Genomic DNA, 18,924 nt, shown 5'->3' with positions numbered 1-18,924 from the left:
ATACAGATTTAATAATAGATAAAAGTCAAACAAAATATTCTCTAATTTTATTTCAATAATATTATAATATATTTTAATTGATTGAAAAATAGTTTTTTTAAAATTTATTTAATAATTTTAAAAAAACTATTTTATATTCCCATTTTAAAACGATATGGATACGAACCATAAAATAAAGCGTCATATGGGTCATGGTACATTTTACTATCGGGTGTGTTTGTTTTGGTGTCACTAAATTTTAATTCACTAATGCACTTATCTAAAAATGGGAAGTTATCTAATATGCCATATATTTTGCCTTGAACAAACATTTTTCTTATTCAGGTTACGCGATTGATTATACCTGCTTCTTTATTAAGAGATGTCTGATGTTTTTTGGCTTTAAACATTTTAATTTTATAGCCTAAATAAGGGTAAATATCTTCTTGTAATTTTTGCATAAAGTCGTGGGCATTAATATCATAATGAAATGTAGCATATTCAAAACCATCAAATTTATCAAATGTATTAATTATTCATTGTCCGTAATATTCAACTATTTCATTTAAATTCATTACGTTTTTTGGGGTAACAACATTTTCTTCAATTAAATATTTATCATATTCATTATTTTCATTAATTTTATAACCACTAAATAAAAACACTGTATGGTCTTCACTACCATTAGCATAATCCACACCAATTGAATAACTATCAAATTGATATTGTTTTGTATTTGGATTATAAAAATCTTGTAAATTATATTCTTTAATATATTTACGATAATTTCGTAAAACATAAATACTGGGGTCATTATCGTTATATTCAAATCCGTAGTATTCAAGTTCAAATAAATCAGGCCGTTCTTCTTTGTTTGTTAAAACAAGTTTTTTAGTAATATTAGGTATTTTATTTCAAACAGCACCCATTGTTAATCGTAAATTAAAAATACCCAAACCATTAAATGCTTGTTTGTTTTCTGAATATACTTGATTGTGTTCTTTTAAAATATTTTTAATTCTTTCATTTAAGGGTAAATATGGAGTTACAAATTTTTCATAAAAGACATGGTATTTATCAAAAGGATTAAAAGTAAATTGATTAGAATATGTTTTATGAAAATATGTTGTTACTGTTATGTATTGTTTTGCTATGTTGTCTCATTCTTGAAATGTCCAAGATAATTCTTTTACTGGAATAGGATTATCTAAATTATATTGTTCATTATCATTTTCATCAGCATATTTTTCATAAGATACTTTTAAACTTTTAGAACGAAACATTGAAACTCTTAAATTATTATATCTTTTATCTAGTTCTTTATCAGTTAAAATTTCTTTTTCTTCAGCATGTATCATTTCATCTGTCCATGCTGATATAATACCACTCCCTTTACCAACTTTTCCCATAATTTTATTACCATTAGCATAACCCGCAAAAGCAATGCGAACACCACTAGGAAAAACAATTTCACCACCTTCTTTAACGTTTTTAGGTCAAACAATACCATTTTCATTGTCGGGTCCTATATCAATCCCATATTTATCATATAAATAGTTACAGACATTAATTGTATCGCCAAATGTAGTATCTTCGTGGGTGTTGGCATATCTTCGTAAAATATTAGATGAAGCATCAGTAAAATTACAAGCAAAAAATAATTTTTCTGCTAGGTGATTTCATGTCTTATTAGTACCACGCCCCGCTGAGACAAACTTAAAAAAACTTGGTGAAGTAAAATATCGGGCATAACTATCACCAACAAAATCTTTAAATATTTCTCAATCAAAACCAAAATTATAGTCACTAAAATTTAAATCATATTTTTTATTTAAATGTTCATAACTAGTAATTCGTTTTTTATTATTAATTTTACTAAATTCTTTCATATTTATTGACCTCTTTATTTTATATATAATACATTATAAGAAAAAATGAAAGGAATTTGTATAAAAATGAGAAAATTTAAACATTTAATATTTGATGAACGAGATTTATTTAAGGATTTATTATTATCTGATACTTGTAAAAAGAAAAATGGCACAATTAATTTATCTGAAATATCAAGACAAATGGGACGCGGAATTAATACCATTAAAAGAGAAATAAATCGATTTAAAAATATACAAGATTATAATCCATATCAAGCACAAAAAGATTATAAGAAAAAGCGTAAAAAATGTATTAAAAAACTACCTGAATTTACAAAAGAGCAATTAGATTTTATTAAAATAAGATTTAATAAATACCACGATACACCCGAACAATTAATTTATCGTTATTTCTTGGAGTTTGGTGTTAAATTTTCTGCTTGTGTTAAAACGTTGTATAAATGAATTCGCTTAGGCGAATTTGGATTAAAAAAAGAAAATTTACCCCATCGTGGTAAAAAATATAAAACAAAAGGAAAACCTGATAATCGTGGTAAATTAACTAACTTTAAATCAATTTGAGATATTGAAAATAAAGTTTCTAATGTTGGATGATTTGAAATGGATACTGTTGTAGGAAAAGACCATCAATCTAGTAATTTAGTTTTAGTAGAACAATCAAGTAAAAATTATTTTGTAATGAAATTAAAAAATAATACCGCTAATGAAGTTTTAGAAAAATTTAAAGATATTGTTAAAAATAATAATTTAATTGGGAAAATTAAAGGAATAATAACTGATAGAGGAAAAGAATTTAGTAAATGAAAAGAAATGGAAATATTTGCTGAAACACAATTTTATTTTTGTGACCCCGGTAAACCACAACAAAAACCATTAATTGAGCATATGAACGGTGAATTTAGATATTGACTTTCTAAGGGAATTGATTTTAATAATATTAGTCAAAAAATGATAGATTGAGTAGTTAATGTTATAAATGATAAACTCCGACCATGTTTAAATTGACTAAGTGCAAAGACAATGTTTTTACAAAATTTTAAATAAATTTATTAGTTAAAATTTAATAAATTATTTTTAGTGTGCTTAAATATGGATAAAATAAGATAAAATTACAAAAATTTAATTTTTTCTGAAAAAGTTGTTGCAATTTATTAAAAATATTTTATTATTAACTTAACAAGATATAAATTTGCCGTTTATATCTACACAGAGCCTTTTAAAAAAACATTTAAAGGGAATTATAACTGATCAAGGAAAAGAATTTTGAAATTGAAAAGATATTGAAAAAGATCTTAAAACAAATGTATATTTTTGTGATAAAGGTAGTCCTACACAAAAACCAATTGTAGAAAGAATGATTAGAATTATTAAACAAGATAAAATAGATTGAATAATTAATACAATTAATGATAAGATAAGACCTTGTTTAAATTGAGAAACACCGACACAGTTATTTAATAAATATATTAAATAAATTTATTAAATAAAAAAACTTAATAAATTATTTTTTAGTGTGCCCAAATATACTAATTTTAAATAAATTAAAAAAATAATTTAAAAATACTTGCAAACTTATTTTTAAGTGCTATTATTTTAATTAATAAGAGTAGGAAATAATTAATTGCATTTACACTATACATGGTTGAAAAAAATTAAACTAAAGTTAATTAATGCTAATAGACTAAAATATCCTTGTAAGGAAATTTTAGCTGTTAATTCTGTTAAAAAGTATTGTATTAAAAAAGGAATTATAATTGTAACAAGACTTCCTAAAATAAAATAAAGACTAGGATTTGTTTTTAATTGATGTTCACGGGTATAACTACGGATAATTTCCATTGAAAAAGGAACCATTCCAGCAACAAACATTCCTGTACAAAAAAGCAGTAAGGGATAAAAATAAATAATTAAATTATTATCAAAAAAATTAACAGTCATTAATAACGAAAGAAAAATAAAAAGAAAAAAACTATTAATTTGAAAGATAAAAGTATTACTTTTTTTCTTTTTAACTTTAGCCTATAATGGGGTAAAAAAGAACATTGCAGTAGGAACTAATAAGAAGAATCAAATTTTTGTTAAACCAAATTTATCAAAAATTGCAAATGGAATAAATGAAAATAGTGCTTCCATCAAGATTCCCTGAATAATTATTATTATTTTTCAATTTCGTAATTTATTTGTCATTTTTATTATCACATCCTTTGCTTTATGGTATTTATCATATTATTGCTTTTTAGTGCAGAGTTTAAAAAATCTTTTCTTTTTTACCTTACTTTTTAAAAAATTAGAGGACGTTATCACGACTTTTAAATAAAGGTAGTCGGAAAAAAGCTTAGTTTTTATAAAAATTATAAATAAAGTAATCGCTTATTAGAACGATTTTTTTATTTGCATTATTCATCAGATAGTATCTTTAAAATTAAAAATTAACCTATTTTACCCTACAAACTAGTTAATTTTTATAATTTTCTTTCTGTGATTTATTATATTTTTTCGGTTTAACAACCTAATAATATCATTTTTAATAAAGGTACTATCTGATGAATAATGCAATACTAAAACTTAATATTTTGATGCTTAAAGATGGATAACTCATCTATGACACGAAGTCTTAAAGAAAGTGTGAAAGCGATTGGATTTACTACTCCTATTTATTTTTTTAATTCTCGGTAAGATTAATCACTTGCGAAATGTCAGAGCATTTGTTTTTTGACTTGTTTTTATAAAAAAAGTGCTGTTAAACCGAAAAAAACAATATCGGACACTAAAAAAACAAGAGGGTTGGAACTCCAAAAGGTTATTTTCTTTGTATAAAGTTGTGTAGGGATGGATGAAGCGTAATTAATAACTGGGTAAACTGTTTTTTTATTTCTGTATGGGGTAAACTCTATCAAAATATCCTATCCGCCCCTGCTCACTCCCCAAAGTGAAGCGGGTGGCGAAGTAATTAAATACTAAAATAAATTACAAGAATTAATGATATGTGCTTATCCAGTAACTGCAAATAATATTAATGATGAAATTTGATCAACAAACAAAAAAATTAAGGAGTATATATAATGACAGAATATATAATGAAGATTTTAAAAATGTTTTATTAAAATCTTATGATATTACTGATGATATTGAAATCATTAAAACACAATTACAAAGTGTTTATGATGAATTAATTAAGGTACAAACAGTTAATACTGGTGGCGTACCAAAAGTAGTAAACAAAGAAAACAATATTTTAGATACAGACAATGTATTTAATAAATAGAAAGAAGGAATAAAAATATGGATCCAAAAACAATTTTTGGCGATATTGCTAATCAAGCAACACAAAGAGACCGAGAAACATTTGAACAATAATATTTACAAACTTATCAACAAAAATTTAGTTGAGAAGCTTTATCTGCGTGAAAAGAAGCAAATAAATTTGGTTTAACATATAAAAGAAAAAAAATATTAAATATAATGAAGGTTTGGGAAAAGATGGACAAGTATTTAATACCGATGATAATCTTCTAAAATATTCAACAGTAGAATTTGAAGATGGAGTTCTTGAATTAGATACAATTTTAACTTTTGCTCGTAAATTAGACCCTGTAGAAAATGATTTTAATCCTAATCTTTGGGCTGCCGATATTGAGCAAGCAATGAATACTGAGGTTGCTTATAAACGCAATAAAATTTTAGAAATTATTAATAAAGGAACAGTTACAACTATTCAAGGCAAAAAAGCAGATGATACAAATGCTTTACAAATTCATAATGAAATTATGGATAAAATATATGAAAACGGCTTTACTCCATCAGAAACAATTGTTTTAGGTTCGGCTGATTTTATTCGTGGAATTCGTAATAAATTACAGTTACAACTTGGAGCAAACGACCAAATAAATAGTGTAATCACAACAAGTGGAGCAATAAAAACTGTTAAAGGAACAACATACTATATCGTTCCTAAAAAATTACCAATTATTAATAAAGATGGTTCAGAAGGAACAATTGAATTATTACCAGATGGTGTTAATGCAATTGCCTTTAAGTTTAGCAAAAAATATGACCCGCTTATTTTACGCAAAAAAGATCATACTCCGTTAAGAGTTGGTGCTGCTGCGTTAGGTACTGGAATGGGGGTAATACTTTGATTATGGAAAGAGTTTTATATTTAGGTGGAGCAGTGGTTGAACCAAAAGGAATTATTAAACATATTGTTTCAAAAATTGATATTAGTAAAATTAATAAATTAGATAAACCAACTATTCATGTTGCAGACCCAACAAAAGCAACAGCCGAACAGTTAAAACCACAATTTAAAGATGTTGTTTTAAAAGCAGTAAAAGCAGTAAATAGTTCCTTTAACTGAAAGTGATTTTGATTACTTTATTGAAAGTGATGGTGTTGATTGACCAATAAATATTACAAATGATACCAAGGTTTTTGTCCAAATTGAAGGTAAAAACAACGCTACTGGTCAAACAAATCCGATTGATGTTAAAATTAAAAATTCTTAATAGTACTAAAAAATAGTACTTTTTCGTTTGATAAATGATATGCCAATTGGAACATCTAAAACAGCCCTTATTTATGCTGTTAATGGTCTTGGTGCGGGATTATCTAATTTTACCGCAGCATTTATCTCGTTTGGAGTAGAAACAGCAATCGATTTTGCCGTAAATCAAATATATGATAAATTAACATCAGAAGTAACAGCAAAAAGTACCGTCTTAAATTTGTTACCAGCAGTTATTACACCTAATTTTTCAAGTAGTTTAATTTCTTTTGCTAATTTTAAAATTCTAGTTGTTCGAACAGCACGCGTTAATTTACCAATTCCACCAATTGCTAATAATTTAGAAGATGTTGTAAGGCAAGTTACAGGTAAAAAGATTTTATCTTCAAAGCAGGCTAATAATGAAACTTTATTATATACAATTGGAAAATTAGCCCGAAATGATTTTTATAAAGGTTTTAAAGTTTCTAATTTAGAAACAATTAATAATTTATTAAAAATTGAGAAAAATATTCAAAAAATAAGTCCTAAATTAGTTCAAAAAATACCACGCGTGAATGAAAAAATGCTAATAAATGATTGCCTGAATATAGATTAAATATTGATAAAATAAGTAAAATTAATACTAATGAGTGATATAACAAATGACTAATCTTCATAAAAAGGTGTTGGTAAAAATCTACTATTAAATGCTAATTTAATGAGGGGCAGTAAAATATATAATAATAAATTATTAAATATTTTTCATCAAACACCAATTAAATTAAATAAAATTTTAAATCATTAAAACCCAAATTTTTATATTCAAAAAGTAACTAAAAAATTATTAGCCCCAATTGAAAAACAAATAATTACTATTAAACAAAAAGTAATTAGTAAAATTACTAATAAAACTAAAAAATATTATCTAAATTTGAAACTAAGGCTATTAAAAAAGGTCAATTATTACCTTTTGCTTATGGTTCTGATGTTTTTTAGCAATTAAAATTCTTCCTTTATCAGTTGCGGGTGAAGTTGCTTTAACAATATATTATAAAAATCCTAAATATGTCCCTATTGTCGTTATGACAACTTTAATCAAAGCAGAACAGTTTGTTTTGGCTCCTGAACCGTTTAAATTCTATATGAACAGTGAATGGTTTATTGGTTTGGGATTTTAAAAAACAAGTTTGTTTAATTTAGTTTCTTTTGCCCTACTTGCTTATCAGCAAGTAGTAAAAGATAGTTTTAAAATATATCGGACAATTGCTAAGATATTAAAAAAGCAAGAACAATTTAAAAATAACTTTAATAAAGATAAATTCTTAAATACGCTAGAAGATAGTGCAATTACTAGTTTATTGGGTAATGGACTAGTATTTCAAGCATATAAACAACTCAGAACAAAACAAGATTTAAACAAAAAAATTAAAACAAAAACATTACTAAATAGTAAAAAATTTATATTAAAGAAAATATATTCTAAAAAAAGTAAATGATAAGGAGATGATTAAATGTTAAATGAATTATGAGAAAATGTTACTTTGGAAAATTATAATAATTTTATTCCAATGACAGGTAAAATTACACAAGTTCCAGTTCGTTATAATAAGTTTTTTAAAGGTGATGTAGAATTATGATTTAAAACATTTGCTTTAAGAGCCCAAAATATGATTAATTCTTACTTAAACTATCCATTTTCAAAGCTAAAATTTGAAACATTTAAAGACCCATTATTAAAGAAAATTTGTATTAATATGGTGTTTATTACAATTGAACATTGAACATTTAACCGTATTCCAATTGAGTTTTTTACTTCGGCAAATATGAGTGTTGGTGATATTAATTATTCTTCACAAAATGACCCTATGGCAACATGACAAGGTCTAGTCTATTGCCTACCTATGCAAAATCATTGGCTAATTTAACAACTTTAAAAAAATGTTTCGTACTTTTCAAGAAGAAGGTATTGATTTAACAATGATTGATTTAGAAGCATATTCTACTCAATTAGAAGTTGATGTTTTATTAGATAAACTTGTTATAGAAAAAATTAAAGATGAAAAACTTGCAAAAATAAAAGAAGAAATTTTAGATGAATTAAAAAAATCAATTGTTATACCAAAAGTTCCAGATTGAGAAATTGTTGATACTAGTGATTTTATAGTTGGTCAAACTGAATATAATATTCCTAATTTTGATAAAGAAAATTATATTTATAGAATTTGAGCCTCAGGAAAAAATATCAAAGGAGATTTAAAAAGTCAAGGGATGTTGTAAACAAGGCATAGTTTTAGACAAACAATAGGTGTTATATATAATCAAATAGGTGTTAATAGTGCATGTTTAGCATTATCTATTAATCCTGATGGATTGATTAATATTGGAGTTAATGGTCCAGCAACATTTAAACCTTTGGGATTTGTGTTTATTGAAAGAAAAAAGGTAAATTAGAAAGGAGATGTTATTATGCCAAAAGTAGAAGTTAAAGATGTAATTATGTTTTTGAAAATATTTGGAGTTTCATCATTGTTTTTTATTGCAGGAATTATTATTTGTTTTATAGGAGAAAAAACATTAGGTATTTCTTGACCAGCATATGTTATTGTTTCAGCAATGCTTATCGGAGCTGGAATTATAGTTTTGATTATTGAAACAATTAGATTTATCAAAACACATAACAAACAACAAAAACAAGATAGTATTGAAGATGTTATTAAAAAAGAAGATACAAAATAAAGAGGTGTTATAAATGGGATTATTACCAGCAAAAAAGAAATTAAAAAAAGAATATGATATTGATAGTTATTATCTTAATTTAGCATCAACGATTACTAATCGTAAAAATGTTACTGTTCAAAAACATAATGAGATTTTAGAAAAAAGAATTTGTGAAGATAATGCTAATTTTTTAAATCCACGAGATTTAGAAATTAGCATTTATAATCCTATTACTAATCAAAAAATAGATACTAAATTAATTAATAGCTTTTTAAAAATGCAGGACTTTACCAATAATAATTCAAAACTTAATTTTATTACTATTGATTTTTACAATGACCAGTATGATGAATTAGGTAATTTAGTATCTTGCACTTTTGATTATGACCCTTTTCTTAAAAATGACCAGAGTATTTTTATTACTGAAAAATTAGAGATTGATGCTGTAACTAAACAAGTTAAAGTTATTAGAAAGTTAAAAACACGATTATATAGTACTATTACCGACTTATATATTGATGATGTTAAATGAAATAACTATACAACTTTACAAAGAGAAGAAATATTACCACTTAATTTTATTCCAATTCAAATTATTCCTAATAACCCTAATTTTGAGCCTTCTGCTCGTTATGGTAAACAATTTGCTAGTATTTTAGATATTATTGCTGAAAAGATAATGTTAGATCCATTATTAAATAGTGGTAAATTTACTATTAATACTAATGGAGTTACTGGTGTGGTTGACCAAGAAATTAGTAAAATGCTGGCATCATTTATTGGAAATGACTTGTTATTAGTTGAAGGAGACCCTGATAGTAATTTTCAACCAGTAGACTATATTGCTGGTAATTTTAAAGGTGAGCAATTAACTAAAATATATGATTGATTATTAACTAATTACTATAAAATAAATCGACATCATGTTCCCGCCATTGCTAAGGGAGCACAACAAACTCAGACAGAAGTTGCTGGTGTAAATATTCAAACAAACGCATCATACGAACAAATGATATATATTAGAGAAATTAAATTAACTGAATTTATTATTAAGTTAATTAAATATGATAATGCTATTTTAAACAGTAGAACATTCAATATTAAAAATATTGACGAGTTAATTGTTGATGTTCGCTTACCAGTAAATGCTACTTTAAACAGACAATTAAAAAACAACTAAACTATTATCAATATGCCTAATGAAGAAGGAGAACAAGAATAATGTTAAAACCATATGAAAAAATGTTAGCACAATTAGCAGAAAATGATGAACCAATTGACTATTCAATTGATAGTATTCCGTTAGATTTTGTTAGTCAATCGCAGTACAGCGACCCTGATTTAGAACAATTATTTACAGAAGCCCGTGCAAGAACCTTATATATTTATAAAATTAATAATTCTTGTTAAGACAAAACAAAAACTAACCTTAAACTATTCTCAAAATAGCGTTAAAATAGGTTTTATTGACAAAGATGAATATATTAAAATAACTGGTTATGAAATTAGTGATTTTAATTTTAAATTACAAATTCAACAAAACACCACAGTCCAAGATAATAGCACAAGTTATGTAATGATTGATGAAAAAGATATTTTAATCAATGATATTTCAAAACAAGATAAAGAATTTTTAGAATCCTATGACTTAAAAATAGTTTCTATTAATGAACCAATTACCGAAAACAATAAAAATGAATATTATATTATTGAAGAATATAAGCGTCCTTATTCACCTGATGGCATTGATATTATTAAATCTACCCACTTAGTTAAAATAACTGATTTTAAGTGAAAAAATCAGAATAGTATTCATTTAGTTTTACAAAAATCATTGCCAAAAGATACAGTATTTACTGGCATTGAAATTAAATACCCTAAATCAATGTTATTTGGAAATATTAAGTGTTGAGGCAATATCAATGGTGTTTATTCTTATCCATCATCAAATATTGAAAATGCTAGTTTAGTACCATTATTATCAATGCCAATTGAAACAAATCCTAATTTAAGAGTATTTCAATATTGATTTACCGAAAGTTTTTTACCATGAAGTATTGCAAAAAACTATATTCAAGGTAAAGATATTTTAGATTTAATAAATAAAAATGGTTTAGATAAAGTTTTATTGAATTATTTAACATATTGTTATAATTATGACCGTAAATTTCAAAATGTATTAATTATTCATTGCCCGTAATCTTCAACTATTATTTTCATTAATTTTATAACCACTAAATAAAAACACCGTCTGGTCTTCACTACCATTAGCAAAATCCACACCAATTGAATAACTAACAAATTGATACTGTTTTGTATTGGAATTATAAAAATCTTGTAAATTATACTCTTTAAAATCCGTAGTATTCAAGTTCAAATAAATCAGGTCGCTCTTGTTTGTTTGTTAAAACAAGTTTTTTAGTAATATCAGGTATTTTATTTCAAACAGCACCCATTGTTAATCGCAAATTAAAAATACCCAAATCACGCTGATATAATACCACTACCTTTACCAACTTTTTCCATAATTTTATTACCATTAGCATAACCCGCAAAAGCAATTCTCACACCACTAGGAAAAACAATTTCGCCACCTTCTTTAACATTTTTAGGTCAAACAATGCCATTTTCATTGTCGGGTCCTATATTAATCCCATATTTATCGTATAAATAATTACATACATTAATTGTATCGCAAAATGTAGTATCTTCATGGGTATTGGCATATCTTCGTAAAATGTTAGATGAAGCATCAGTAAAATTACAAGCAAAAAATAATTTTTCTGCTATGTGATTTCATGTCTTATTAGTACCACGCCCCGCTGAAACAAACTTAAAAAAAGTTGGTGAAGTAAAATATCGGGCATAACTATCACCAACAAAGTCTTTAAATACTTCTCAATCAAAACCAAAATTATAGTCACTAAAATTCAAATCATATTTTTTATTTAAATATTTATAACTAGTAATCCGTTTTTTGTTATTAATTTTGGTAAAATCCTGCATTTTTAAATAGCCTCCTTTTTTTGAAAAGATTATGTGAAGTATTGAGTATCATATTTTAAAATAATTTGTTTATATGAAAGGAAATTATAAAATGGAATTAAAACAAAATTTATTAGAAGATTATAAAAAAGATAAAATAATAGAAACAAACAATGAAACTAAAAATTTCTTGATTAAAAGAGATAATGAGATATTTAAATTATATCAACAAGGACAAATATTACAAGGATATAAGGTGATATCAAAATTGCCAAAAACAATTAAAACAGAATATGGAGATATTCCTATTAAAAGAAGATTATATGTTAAATATGATGAAGAAAAAAAGAAAATATAAATCGTTGTCCTTTATATGAAGAATTAGGTTTAAAAAAATACGAAAGAATTGGAATAAATTTAAAAAATAAATATATGTCTTTTATAGGTGATGGAAAAAGATATAAAGATATTTTACATACAACAGAAAATGCAAATATTAGTGAAAGAACAATATCTAATATTTTTAAAAATGCCGATTTAGAAGAAACCGATTACATTAGTAATAAAAATAACAATAAAATTAAAATTCCAAATAATGTTTTATATATTCAAATTTACGGAGCTTTTAAACCAATGCGAGAAAATAAAAAAAATTGAAAATAAAATATTTCTTGCGACTATGCATGTTGGTGTTAATCAAGAAAAGTCAAAAAAAACCAGAATAAAAATGAAAAAGAAAAAAGGCGTTTTTCAAATGATGAATAAAAATCATAAGAATAAAAATAATAAATCTAATATTGATAATTTTATTGATAAAATTTTTAAATCAATGGATACTTATGATATTAATCAAAATACTAAAATATTAATATTAAGTGATGGTGAAAAACAAATTAAAAAAATTTATAGAGCAGTAAAAGCAAAATATAAAAATAACACTGTATCATATAGAATCAAAATTCATAGAATAAAATATAAATTAGCAAAAATATATTTCTTTACTGGAAATTATAAATTATTATTAGATTTTTTAATATGTCATTTACCATATGTTAATGCTAATAAAAAAATATTTTTATTAGAAACCATTGAATTAATTAAAAGTAATGAAGAAGGTATTGTAAATCAATCATTAGAATATAATATTGGTTGTCATGTTGAGGGTGATGTATCGCATTATATTAAGGCTGTTAAAGGGCGTGGCGCAAAAATATATTGTAAAGAAAACATTTATCAATATGTTAATTGCTTCTATGTTAAGAGTTAATAATCAAATTAATGATGAGAAAGTTGATAAAACTAATAAAAATAAAGAAAAGATTGAATTTAATATATTTAATTTAAATCAATTTCAAAATCAATTTTTATCTTTATAAAAAATAAAAAACCTTTTAAAATTAGCAATAACTTTAAAAAGTATTTTTTAGTATGTCAAAATTCATAATTTTATAAATTATTTTTTCAACTAAAAATTATATTTTTAAAAAAAGTTGAATTTTTTATAAATTTTGTTATAATTTAGTCATAAGCGAAACTTAATTTGTTTCTAATTACTTAATTTTATTAAAAACCTAAGAATAAAGAATACTACCTAAATATTTAACCATTCAAGGGACCACTCTTTTCTATTTAATTCGTTGTACAATGATATTATGAGTATTAATTTATTAGTGTATAAAAAGGAGATAAATAAAATGAAAAAATCAATTGATACAATCAAAATGTTGGGAATTGAAGCAATTAATAAAGCAAATTCAGGTCATCCAGGAATTGTTCTTGGTGCTGCGCCAATGGCATATACTTTATTCACAAGACACTTAGTTGTTAACCCACAAGTGGATAAATGAACAAATCGTGATCGTTTTGTTTTAGCAGCAGGACATGGTAGTGCTTTATTATATTCGTTATTGCATTTATCAGGATTTGATCTTAATATTGATGATTTACGAAATTTTCGTCAAGTTGATTCAATTACGCCTGGTCATCCGGAATCACATTTAACGCCCGGAGTGGATGTGACAACGGGTCCTCTTGGCCAAGGACTTGCAGCAGCAGTTGGTTTAGCGTTAGCAGAAACGCATTTAGCAGCAAGATACAATACCAATAAATATCCTCTTTATGATCATTATACTTATGTTTTATGTGGTGATGGTGATTTACAAGAAGGAGTTACACAAGAAGCAATATCTTTAGCAGGACATTGAAAACTAAATAAATTAATTGTATTATTTGATTCTAATGATGTGCAATTAGATAATATGGTTAATGTTGCACAAAGTGAAAACATTGCTGATCGTTTTAAAGCAGCAAATTGAAATTATCTTTTTGTTAAAGATGGTAATGATATTGAAGCAATTGATCAAGCTATTATAAAAGCAAAAAAAAGTGATAAACCAACATTAATCGAAGTAAAAACAATAATTGGTGATGGGGTAACAAAACAAGGTACACCAGCAGTACATGGTGCGCCGTTAGGAAGTGATATTGAAATAGTTCGTAAAATGTTAAAATGAGATTATAAATCATTTGAAGTTCCTAATGAAGTTTATAAGGATTTTGAAATCAATGTTAAACAACGAGGAATTAAAAAATATCAGAAATGATTAGAAATGTATCAAGGTTTTTGCAAAGAAAATTCTACTTTAGCAAAAGAACTTGATGATGCCGTTTATGGTAATTTTAATTTTAATCCACAAGATTTTCGTGATTTAAAACCAATTAAGCCACAAGCAACACGAATTAGTAGCGGGGCAATCCTTGACCATCTTTCTAATATTATTCCAGCTTTAATTGGTGGTAGTGCTGATTTAAGTGGTAGTACAAAAGCAAAGGGAACTGATGGTGTTTATAGTCCTGAAAATCGATTAGGCCGAAATTTAGCTTATGGAGTGCGTGAATTTGCAATGGCAGCCATTAATAATGGAATTTGTTTACACCGTGGATTAATTTCTTTTGCAAGTGGTTTCTTTGTTTTTGCTGATTATATGAAGCCAGCTATTCGTTTAAGTTCATTAATGGAAATTCCAGCTATTTATATTTTATCGCATGATTCAATTGCTGTTGGTGAAGATGGTCCAACGCACCAACCAATTGAACAATTAGCAATGTTACGTAGTCAGCCAAACTTAAATGTTTTTCGTCCAGCTGATTTTAATGAAACATTAGGAGCTTATCATATCGCTTTACAGTCAAAACATATTCCAAGTGTTATTTTAATTACACGACAAGATTTACCAGAATTAGAACATTCAAATGTTGAGGCAGTGAAAAAAGGAGCTTATCAAGTTTATGGACAAGAAGATAATAATGATGTTGTATTGTTAGCAACTGGTAGTGAAGTTAGCATCGCAATTGCTGTTGCAAACAAATTAGAACATGATAAAAAAATTAAAGTAAAAGTAGTATCAATGCCTTGTTGAGAATTATTTGAGCAACAAGATGCTGCCTATAAACAAAAATTGTTAGAACCAACAGCTTTAATTGCGTCAATTGAATTAGGAGCAACCTTTGGTTGAGAACGTTATACTTCAAATAATGGTTTGAATTTTGGAATTAACACTTTTGGACAATCAGGACCATTTCAAGATGTATTAGAATATTTTGGTTTTAATGTAGAAAACATTGTTAATGCTATTAATAAAAAAATGCAATCATCATAAAAATGATAATTGCATTTTTATTGTTCTCTTGTTTATTTAACTATCATATTTTAAATAACGTTGTCAAAAAATGGGAGCTAAACTACGTAAAATAAAAGGAACAACAATTTGGATAATTGGATATGTAAAAAGAAAACTATGAATAAAGTTATAAACAATGGCATATAATCAATTACTATAACCTGGTCAAACTGAATCAGGGAATAAAGTTGTTCAAATTAAAACACCAACTAATACTTGTGACAAGTAAATAAGAGTAATAATACTAAAACAAATAATAATATAATTAACATAAGTAATATATTTTTTGTTATTATTAACTTTAAAACGCATAAAACCCGTAATTGTTGGAATAATCATTGTAACAAAATAATCTAATAAATATGATCATGGTGAAAGAATAAAATTTGAAGCAATAAATAGCAATGACATCAGGGCACTAATACTCCCAGTTATAAAACCAGCGATTGCTGAGTGTAAAAAAGCAATAACGATAAGTGGAAGATATTTTAAACCAATGCCACCGCCATATGGTAAGTTAGGCAATAATGTTTCTAAATATGCTAAAGCTAAGGTTACTGCTACAAACATCGCAATAATAACAATATCAAATGTTTTTCATTTTCAAATTCCTAAATTAATTAAAAATCGTTTTCGTTTCATAGTATTAGTAAATAATAAATCACTAACCTTTATTTCATAACTATAAATAATAATATTACTAATTAAATTAAGAACATTCAAACTAATAATATTTAAAATAATAAACTGAAACTTATAATTAATATATTCTTCATAATTTGTTAATCAAACACTTATTGCAGATATGATACTAAATATTAAACCAAGTCCACAAGTCGTTAAACAAAAAACTCATATATTTTTAAAATATTGGTCATTATTTAAATGAAATAGTTTACTTAATCTTGATAGTGGTAAAATACTAAGCGTTATTAAAATACCAAGGTATAAACTTATGACAATAAAAATTGTTGCTTTATTGTATCATAAAATAATGTTTTGTTGGTTTAACTTAACCTTAAAAGATGGGGCTGTAACCATATAAAAAATCTCCTTACACAAATAATTTTGTAATTAACTTCTGTGAAAGTGAGCATCAAATTAAATTTATTAAATTAAATAAATAACAAATTTGAACTCCCTACGCTAGTGTTAACTAGATCAGGTTCGAAGAGTATTTCTCAAACTTATGTTTTATAAGTTACCTCTGTCAATTACAATATTATCTTAACATTGTTGGAAAAAACTGCAAGAAATTTTAATAATTTATTATATAATAATGTATATGGAATTAGAGGCAAAGATATGTTTAAATGATGAAAACGAAAAAAAACTGAACAAAAAATAGTAAATTTAGAAACAGCTAGTGCTTTTGATGATGAAATTGAAGCATTTAGTGGGGTTAATTTTAGTGATGAAACAATTGACTTTAAAGTGCCACAATCAACAAAAGTAATGGTAAATAACTCAGAAAATTCTAAAATTAGAAATACTGAAAAACACATCAAACCATCGAACCAAGAGAATGTTAATAATATTCATAGCCTTGTTCAAAATGCACGTCATCAAATTAATAAATACAAAGAAGAATATATTGTTAATGAACATGAAAATGTTTTAGAACGTTTAGAACAATTAAAAAAATTACGTGATAGTTCACAAGTTCAACCAAATGAATTTCAACAAATGCTAAATCAAATTAAAGAACGGAATTTTAATGATCGAATGGCATATATTATGGATCGCATTAAAATTTCTCATCGTGATGATGATAAGTTAGAGTTAGACCATAATGGTGAACCATTAGAAGAGAATCTCCCAAAAGGGGTAAAAAAAAAATAAAGTTACAATTACTGGTAATAAAAATGAAATTAATACTTTTAAACAAAACTTACCAAAAAAAATTGCTAATGATTTAAGTGAAAAAGAAAATGTTACCATTACATTATCTATTAAACAATTTCAAGAAGTTGTGCGTGATACTGTCGAAGATGTTTTAGTTGAATTAGGAATTAAAAATAAAGATGAATAATTTTTATTTTATTTGAATTTGTTGTTATTTTTGGATTGGGAGGAAGAATAAATGAAGATAGCATTATTTGGTGGTAGTTTTGACCCATTTCATACTGACCATTTAGCAATGATTAATCTTGTTAAAACAAAAACAGATATTGATGAAATTTGAATTATTCCAACAAATCAGAATCCTTTTAAAACACGAAAATTATCTCTCCCTACGGATCGTGTCGCAATGATTAATTTAGCAATCGCTGATTTAGTGGATGTTAAAATTAATTTAATTGAATTAGAAAATGCAAGGCCTAGTACAACATATGAAACTGTTTTAAAATTGCAACAGCAATTTCCTCATCATCAGTTTTATTTTATGATTGGTTCTGATCAACTAGCATCGTTAAATAAATGAAACAATATTAATGAATTAGCAAGAATGCAAACTTTTATTGTTTTCCAACGAAATGAACCAATTGATCAAACAATTTTAAAACAATATCAAGCAATGTTACTTCCATTTCATAATAATTTACATTTATCATCAACAATGTTACGAGAAGGAAAAAACATTGCATTACAATTGCCAAATATTACGAATTATATTAATAATAATTTATTATATTTGCCAGAACGACTAGGCCAAAATATGGATAAGGAACGCTATCAACATTGTTTAAATGTTGGCCAAAAAGCGCGGGAATTAGCATTAGTTCATAAGTTAAATCTGCAAAAAGCTTTAATTGCTGGGACTTATCATGATATTACAAAACAATGATTAGAACAAAAACAAAAAGCATATCTAACAAAATATTTACCAACGTTTTTATCAGAGCCAATTGCTACTTGGCATGCTTATACTGGTTATTGCCATTTAAAATATGATTTATTATTTAATGATGAAGATATTTTATCAGCAATTAAATGGCATACTGTTGGTCGACCAGAAATGACTTTATTTGAAATGCTAATTTTTATTGCGGATAAAATTAGTAGTGAACGAAATTATTCAAAAGTTGATTATTATCGAACATTAGCCCAAAAAGATTTAGTAAAGGCATTTCAAGAATTATTAATAGTTCAATTTGAACGAGCAGTCGTGAAGCAAGGCCTTGAGCATTTAGGAAAAAATATACAATTGACTTATCAGCAATGAAAAGAGGATAAATAACGT

Annotated in this window: 27 protein-coding genes and 1 riboswitch; of the genes, 20 read left to right on the top strand and 7 right to left on the bottom strand. The window is 25.6% G+C overall.

Annotated features, from left to right (window positions below; translation table 4 throughout):
- Positions 1 to 131: 131 nt before the first annotated feature.
- On the bottom strand, positions 132 to 1,868 hold the full coding sequence (locus tag ACZ91P_RS08960) for a hypothetical protein (RefSeq protein WP_465155199.1): 1,737 nt from the start codon (positions 1,866 to 1,868) through the stop codon (positions 132 to 134).
- A gap of 66 nt (positions 1,869 to 1,934) precedes the next feature.
- Between ACZ91P_RS08960 and ACZ91P_RS08955 the strand changes: the two genes are divergently transcribed.
- Together ACZ91P_RS08955 and ACZ91P_RS08950 are read left to right on the top strand one after the other, a co-directional pair.
- Positions 1,935 to 2,915: an IS30 family transposase gene (locus tag ACZ91P_RS08955; RefSeq protein WP_465155197.1), complete on the top strand. Its 981-nt coding sequence runs from the start codon at positions 1,935 to 1,937 to the stop codon at positions 2,913 to 2,915.
- Positions 2,916 to 3,060: 145 nt separating this feature from the next.
- On the top strand, positions 3,061 to 3,345 hold the full coding sequence (locus ACZ91P_RS08950) for a hypothetical protein (RefSeq protein WP_465155195.1): 285 nt from the start codon (positions 3,061 to 3,063) through the stop codon (positions 3,343 to 3,345).
- Positions 3,346 to 3,503: 158 nt separating this feature from the next.
- Here ACZ91P_RS08950 and ACZ91P_RS08945 read toward each other — a convergent pair whose 3' ends face one another.
- Both ACZ91P_RS08945 and ACZ91P_RS08940 read right to left on the bottom strand, forming a co-directional pair.
- Positions 3,504 to 3,740, bottom strand: a complete 237-nt coding sequence (locus tag ACZ91P_RS08945) for a hypothetical protein (RefSeq protein WP_465155193.1) — start codon at positions 3,738 to 3,740, stop codon at positions 3,504 to 3,506.
- A 150-nt stretch (positions 3,741 to 3,890) separates the two neighbouring features.
- On the bottom strand, positions 3,891 to 4,058 hold the full coding sequence (locus ACZ91P_RS08940; protein ID WP_465155191.1) for a hypothetical protein: 168 nt from the start codon (positions 4,056 to 4,058) through the stop codon (positions 3,891 to 3,893).
- 829 nt (positions 4,059 to 4,887) lie between these two features.
- On the opposite strand from ACZ91P_RS08940, the gene ACZ91P_RS08935 reads away from it, so the two are divergent.
- From ACZ91P_RS08935 to ACZ91P_RS08885, 11 genes are all read left to right on the top strand, one after another.
- Positions 4,888 to 5,136: a hypothetical protein gene (locus ACZ91P_RS08935; RefSeq protein WP_465155189.1), complete on the top strand. Its 249-nt coding sequence runs from the start codon at positions 4,888 to 4,890 to the stop codon at positions 5,134 to 5,136.
- 205 nt (positions 5,137 to 5,341) lie between these two features.
- Complete coding sequence (locus tag ACZ91P_RS08930) at positions 5,342 to 6,034, top strand: hypothetical protein (RefSeq protein WP_465155187.1); 693 nt, start codon at positions 5,342 to 5,344, stop codon at positions 6,032 to 6,034.
- Positions 6,013 to 6,321, top strand: a complete 309-nt coding sequence (locus tag ACZ91P_RS08925) for a hypothetical protein (protein WP_465155185.1) — start codon at positions 6,013 to 6,015, stop codon at positions 6,319 to 6,321. The genes ACZ91P_RS08930 and ACZ91P_RS08925 overlap by 22 nt, the downstream gene beginning before the upstream one ends.
- Positions 6,322 to 6,415: 94 nt before the next feature.
- Complete coding sequence (locus ACZ91P_RS08920; protein WP_465155183.1) at positions 6,416 to 6,973, top strand: hypothetical protein; 558 nt, start codon at positions 6,416 to 6,418, stop codon at positions 6,971 to 6,973.
- 571 nt (positions 6,974 to 7,544) lie between these two features.
- On the top strand, positions 7,545 to 7,856 hold the full coding sequence (locus tag ACZ91P_RS08915; RefSeq protein WP_465155180.1) for a hypothetical protein: 312 nt from the start codon (positions 7,545 to 7,547) through the stop codon (positions 7,854 to 7,856).
- A 12-nt stretch (positions 7,857 to 7,868) separates the two neighbouring features.
- Complete coding sequence (locus ACZ91P_RS08910) at positions 7,869 to 8,282, top strand: hypothetical protein (RefSeq protein ID WP_465155178.1); 414 nt, start codon at positions 7,869 to 7,871, stop codon at positions 8,280 to 8,282.
- 13 nt (positions 8,283 to 8,295) lie between these two features.
- Positions 8,296 to 8,634 (top strand): hypothetical protein, encoded by a 339-nt coding sequence (locus ACZ91P_RS08905; RefSeq protein WP_465155176.1) that lies wholly within the window; start codon positions 8,296 to 8,298, stop codon positions 8,632 to 8,634.
- A gap of 189 nt (positions 8,635 to 8,823) precedes the next feature.
- The gene (locus ACZ91P_RS08900; RefSeq protein WP_465155174.1) at positions 8,824 to 9,093 is read left to right on the top strand and encodes a hypothetical protein; all 270 of its coding nucleotides are present in this window, start codon (positions 8,824 to 8,826) and stop codon (positions 9,091 to 9,093) included.
- 13 nt (positions 9,094 to 9,106) lie between these two features.
- Positions 9,107 to 10,255 (top strand): hypothetical protein, encoded by a 1,149-nt coding sequence (locus ACZ91P_RS08895; RefSeq protein WP_465155172.1) that lies wholly within the window; start codon positions 9,107 to 9,109, stop codon positions 10,253 to 10,255.
- 41 nt (positions 10,256 to 10,296) lie between these two features.
- Positions 10,297 to 10,485, top strand: a complete 189-nt coding sequence (locus ACZ91P_RS08890; protein WP_465155170.1) for a hypothetical protein — start codon at positions 10,297 to 10,299, stop codon at positions 10,483 to 10,485.
- The gene (locus ACZ91P_RS08885; protein WP_465155168.1) at positions 10,442 to 11,275 is read left to right on the top strand and encodes a hypothetical protein; all 834 of its coding nucleotides are present in this window, start codon (positions 10,442 to 10,444) and stop codon (positions 11,273 to 11,275) included. Before ACZ91P_RS08890 ends, ACZ91P_RS08885 begins: the two co-directional genes overlap by 44 nt.
- On the opposite strand, the gene ACZ91P_RS08880 is transcribed toward ACZ91P_RS08885, so the two are convergent.
- Genes ACZ91P_RS08880 through ACZ91P_RS08870 form a run of 3 tightly spaced genes read right to left on the bottom strand, consistent with a single transcriptional unit; the run spans position 11,255 to position 12,081 of the window.
- Positions 11,255 to 11,452 (bottom strand): hypothetical protein, encoded by a 198-nt coding sequence (locus tag ACZ91P_RS08880; protein ID WP_465155166.1) that lies wholly within the window; start codon positions 11,450 to 11,452, stop codon positions 11,255 to 11,257. The genes ACZ91P_RS08885 and ACZ91P_RS08880 overlap by 21 nt on opposite strands.
- Positions 11,427 to 11,579 (bottom strand): hypothetical protein, encoded by a 153-nt coding sequence (locus ACZ91P_RS08875; RefSeq protein ID WP_465155164.1) that lies wholly within the window; start codon positions 11,577 to 11,579, stop codon positions 11,427 to 11,429. The genes ACZ91P_RS08880 and ACZ91P_RS08875 overlap by 26 nt, the downstream gene beginning before the upstream one ends.
- Entirely contained in the window at positions 11,545 to 12,081 is a 537-nt protein-coding gene (locus ACZ91P_RS08870) for a hypothetical protein (protein WP_465155162.1), read from the bottom strand. The genes ACZ91P_RS08875 and ACZ91P_RS08870 overlap by 35 nt, the downstream gene beginning before the upstream one ends.
- 91 nt (positions 12,082 to 12,172) lie before the next feature.
- On the opposite strand from ACZ91P_RS08870, the gene ACZ91P_RS08865 reads away from it, so the two are divergent.
- The 5 genes from ACZ91P_RS08865 (at position 12,173) to tkt (ending at position 15,719) form a co-directional block, all read left to right on the top strand.
- The gene (locus tag ACZ91P_RS08865) at positions 12,173 to 12,418 is read left to right on the top strand and encodes a hypothetical protein (RefSeq protein WP_465155160.1); all 246 of its coding nucleotides are present in this window, start codon (positions 12,173 to 12,175) and stop codon (positions 12,416 to 12,418) included.
- Between the two features lie 74 nt (positions 12,419 to 12,492).
- A complete protein-coding gene (locus ACZ91P_RS08860; RefSeq protein ID WP_465155158.1) occupies positions 12,493 to 12,723 on the top strand; it encodes a hypothetical protein in 231 nt (76 codons plus the stop codon).
- A gap of 64 nt (positions 12,724 to 12,787) precedes the next feature.
- Positions 12,788 to 13,327, top strand: coding sequence for a hypothetical protein (locus tag ACZ91P_RS08855; protein WP_465155156.1), 540 nt, complete (start codon positions 12,788 to 12,790; stop codon positions 13,325 to 13,327).
- Complete coding sequence (locus ACZ91P_RS08850) at positions 13,314 to 13,436, top strand: hypothetical protein (RefSeq protein WP_465155154.1); 123 nt, start codon at positions 13,314 to 13,316, stop codon at positions 13,434 to 13,436. Before ACZ91P_RS08855 ends, ACZ91P_RS08850 begins: the two co-directional genes overlap by 14 nt.
- A 318-nt stretch (positions 13,437 to 13,754) precedes the next feature.
- Positions 13,755 to 15,719, top strand: a complete 1,965-nt coding sequence (tkt, locus tag ACZ91P_RS08845; protein WP_465155152.1) for a transketolase — start codon at positions 13,755 to 13,757, stop codon at positions 15,717 to 15,719.
- Positions 15,720 to 15,755: 36 nt separating this feature from the next.
- On the opposite strand, the gene ACZ91P_RS08840 is transcribed toward tkt, so the two are convergent.
- Positions 15,756 to 16,781, bottom strand: a complete 1,026-nt coding sequence (locus ACZ91P_RS08840) for an energy-coupled thiamine transporter ThiT (protein WP_465155150.1) — start codon at positions 16,779 to 16,781, stop codon at positions 15,756 to 15,758.
- A gap of 79 nt (positions 16,782 to 16,860) precedes the next feature.
- A riboswitch (TPP riboswitch) is annotated at positions 16,861 to 16,959 on the bottom strand.
- Between the two features lie 86 nt (positions 16,960 to 17,045).
- Here ACZ91P_RS08840 and ACZ91P_RS08835 point away from each other — a divergent pair.
- Positions 17,046 to 17,582: a hypothetical protein gene (locus tag ACZ91P_RS08835; RefSeq protein WP_465155148.1), complete on the top strand. Its 537-nt coding sequence runs from the start codon at positions 17,046 to 17,048 to the stop codon at positions 17,580 to 17,582.
- 241 nt (positions 17,583 to 17,823) lie between these two features.
- The gene (locus ACZ91P_RS08830) at positions 17,824 to 18,921 is read left to right on the top strand and encodes a nicotinate-nucleotide adenylyltransferase (protein ID WP_465155146.1); all 1,098 of its coding nucleotides are present in this window, start codon (positions 17,824 to 17,826) and stop codon (positions 18,919 to 18,921) included.
- Positions 18,922 to 18,924: the final 3 nt, after the last annotated feature.

This window comes from Spiroplasma endosymbiont of Halictus nicosiae (genome assembly GCF_978018445.1).
This window is presented reverse-complemented; position numbering and strand designations above follow the sequence as displayed.